The sequence below is a fragment of the Blastocatellia bacterium genome (assembly GCA_025055075.1).
GTDB lineage: Bacteria > Acidobacteriota > Blastocatellia > HR10 > HR10 > HR10.
In genome coordinates, this window is the sequence record JANWYV010000049.1 from 1 (window position 1) to 3,331 (window position 3,331).

Annotated in this window: 3 protein-coding genes; all 3 read left to right on the forward strand. The window is 61.9% G+C overall.

What is annotated here, in order from left to right; all coding sequences use genetic code 11:
• A partial coding sequence (locus tag NZ746_11370; protein ID MCS6817954.1) for a TraR/DksA C4-type zinc finger protein occupies positions 1-1,285 on the forward strand: 1,285 nt, incomplete at its 5' end.
• 266 nt (positions 1,286-1,551) lie between these two features.
• Positions 1,552-1,929: a DNA-binding protein gene (locus NZ746_11375; protein MCS6817955.1), complete on the forward strand. Its 378-nt coding sequence runs from the start codon at positions 1,552-1,554 to the stop codon at positions 1,927-1,929.
• 303 nt (positions 1,930-2,232) lie between these two features.
• On the forward strand, positions 2,233-3,331 hold a 1,099-nt coding region (locus NZ746_11380; GenBank protein ID MCS6817956.1), incomplete at its 3' end, for a tetratricopeptide repeat protein.

Consider the following 3,331-nt stretch of genomic DNA (forward strand, 5'->3'; position numbering starts at 1 on the left):
AGAGTTGGAGACACGGCGATTCCTCTGCGGCAACTCGGCGCAGTTCCAGGGCGATGAGCGCGACGTCGTTCTCATCTCCCTGGTAGATAGTCCGCGACCCGAAGGCCCGCTTCCCCTGAGAAACGATGAGCGGTTCAAACAACGCTTCAACGTAGCGGCCAGCCGAGCGCGAGATCAACTCTGGATCGTCTACTCGCTCGATCCCGCCGTTGACCTCAAGGAAGGAGATCTGCGCCGAGAGTTGATCGAGTTCGCCCGGCAAGCCTTCACGAATCCCGAAGGGCTGTTGCGCCGCGCTGACGTGGAAGCCGCGCGAACCGAATCGCCTTTCGAGCGCGAGGTGTTGAAATGGCTCACCCAACGGGGCTATCGCGTGCGCGCGCAATGGGTCGTCGGCTGCTATCGCATTGATCTGGTCGTCGAGGACGAGTCCGGGCGCGTCGCCATCGAGTGCGATGGCGATCGCTATCATCCGATCGAGCAGATCCCCAAAGACCTCCAGCGGCAAGCCATCTTGGAACGATTGGGCTGGCGCTTCATCCGCATCCGAGGGTCGGAGTTCTACCGCGATCGCGAAACCACCCTGCAGCGCGTCGTGCAGGAGTTGGAACGATTGGGCATCCACCCGCGAAGGCGATTCTCCGATTGGGAAGACGAGGATCGCCGAGACAAAAACGCGCCATCGCATTCGCTCGCTGACGAGATCATTCGAATGGCCGAGCGCATCAAAGCAGGCGAGTCCGTAAAAGCGGCGGATCTCCCGACGCTTTCGGATGTGTCCCCACCCGATCGCTCTCGCGCGCCCTTCCGCTCTTCAGCGTCCATCGCTTCCGATCCGAGCGCCCGAACTTCTCCAGCGGTTTCCCCGTCACCTCCCGCGGCCTCCGTGCACCTCCCTGCCAAAACGGAACCCTCCCCACAAGCCCGCCTCACCGAGGACGAGCGCCAAGAGTTACGCGCCCGGTTAATTGAAGAGCGAGATCGCCTCCGCGAGGAGCTTCAGGACGTGAATCTCCGAATCCAAAAATCCGAGTTCTCTTTCGCGCGCGAGGCAGCAATTCAACGAAGCATTTCTCTCAAAGCAAAGCTCGCTTCGATTGAGGACGCCCTTCGTCGGTTCGACGCCGATGAGTATGGCATCTGCATGCGCTGTCACAACCCCATCCCGATCGAACGGCTGCGCGCGCTGCCTTCGGCGCGGCTCTGCGTCCGTTGTCAGGCCCGGGAGGACGTGCCACAGGTGTCACCGTGTTTGCTGCAGGTCATAGACTTGAGATTGCTCTGAATCGCCAGCTCAAGAAGAAAGAGCAAAAATTGGGGAGGCAAAGACGCTGGTGATCGGATCGAAGCTCGCGGCCACATGCCGGATCGCTCTGCGCCGATCTTTCCGATCGGCGTCTCGCCTCCACTCGGCGGCGCGCATTCCCAGTTTTGGATTCCGCAGCCGGTTCTCCCCATTGCCGATCCGGCGGCGATTGTGGGATGACCACTGCCGATGCGACATTCGAGGCGAGGCTCGTCCTCGCGCGATCTTTGATCGGAGGAGGCCCTATGAGGAAGCACATCGCATGTCTCATCTCAATCCTCGCATTCATCAGCATCTACGGCCAGCAATCCTCGCCTCCTGTCATCGAGGCGACGATGGCGAAGGAGTACATCGGGAAAGAGGCCACTGTCTGCGGCACCGTCGTCAGCGCGCGATATGCCGCCGTCAGTCGCGGCAGTCCAACCTTCTTGAACTTCGAGCGGCCCTATCCCGATCAGGTGTTCACCGTCGTGATCTGGGGCAGCGATCGAGCGAAGTTTGGAAAGCCCGAGGTGGAATACAAGGGCAAGCGCGTGTGCGTCACGGGAAAGATCGAAAGCTATCGGGGAGTCCCACAGATCGTGCTCAAGGACCCGCAGCAAATCCGCGTCCAGGAACCGTGATCGCTCATCATCCGCGATCGAAGTCGTAGGCCTGCAGAAGAAGCCGACTGCGCAACGGGAGTGTGACCATAGCCGCTTCCAGGAGCGGTGAATCGGATATTGCATTGGACGGCGAGAAGAGAGATAATGTGCCGAGCCGGAGTCGGCTCTGCGGGAGCACGTAATGTCGGGGAGCCGTCCGGCAGGATGCGAGGGGAGGGATCGTGGGGATCGGGTTTCCCGACATGGCGTCTCAGGCCAAAAGGCGCATTTCTCCGACCTGCGCGTCAGGTGGGAGGCATGATCGTTTTTGGGAGGTGAGCGATGTCGGCCAAAGAGAGATCAGCCGCGGTCATCGCCGGTTTCGTGAGTTTGGCCCTCGTCGGGACTGCGCTTGATCGTTTCCCGCGCGCGCTGTCGCTCGCGATCGGGGCTTCGCCGGCCTTCGTCGAAGCCGCGCCTCGTTCCGATCGTTCGAGCCTGTGGCATCAAGCGCCGCAGGAATCGGCGAAGGCAGCGCCGTCGGTGGAAGAGCTTGTCCCCGGCGCGCCCGTGGAACGCGAGTTGAGCGGAGGCGAAGCGCACGTCTATCGGTTGACGCTCGCTGCCGGACAATACGCGCGCGTGACCGTCGTCCAACAGGGGATTGATGTCGTCGTGCGGCTCTTCGGACCTGACGGCCAACAGATCGTCGAGATGGACAGCTCGACGGGAACGCAAGGCGAGGAGATCGTCTCGCACGTGGCCGATGTGACCGGAGCCTATCGGATCGAGGTGGCGCCGCTAGAGAAGGATGCGCCAAAAGGGCGCTATGCGATTCGCCTCGCGGAGCTACGGCCGGCCAATGAACAAGATCGAACTCGCGTGGCCGCCGAACGGGCATTTGCCGAAGCCGTGCTGCTTAATATGCAGGAGACGGCTGAGTCATTACGTCGAGCGCTTGCTAAATACGAAGAGGCAGCTCGGCTTTACCACGCTCTGGGCGAGCGTTCGCAAGAGGCGATGTGTCTACTTTTGGCCGGCATCATTGCGCATCAAATCGGGGAGAGGCAGAAGGCGCTGGAGTACCTCAATCAGGCGTTGCCCATCTTTCGCACCGTTGGGGATCGGGCGATGGAGGCCGCGACGCTCATCGGCATCGGCGCAGTGTACAACGCTCTGGGCGAGCGGCAGAAGGCGCTGGAGTACCTCAATCAGGCGTTGCCCATCTTTCGCGCCGTCGGGAATCAGGCGGGGGAGGCCACGACGCTCACCGGCATCGGCAGGGTGTACGCCGATCTGGGCGAGCGACAGAAGGCGCTGGAGTACTACAACCAGGCACTGGCTATCCATCGCGCCGTCGGGGATCGGGCGGAGGAGGCCACGACGCTCACCAACATCGGCGTGGTGTACGCCACTCTGGGCGAGCGACAGAAGGCGCTGG

Excerpts from the sequence above, each read along its gene's own strand:
- NZ746_11375 (MCS6817955.1), top strand. The coding sequence starts at position 1,552 with ATGAGGAAGCACATCGCATGTCTCATCTCAATCCTCGCATTCATCAGC.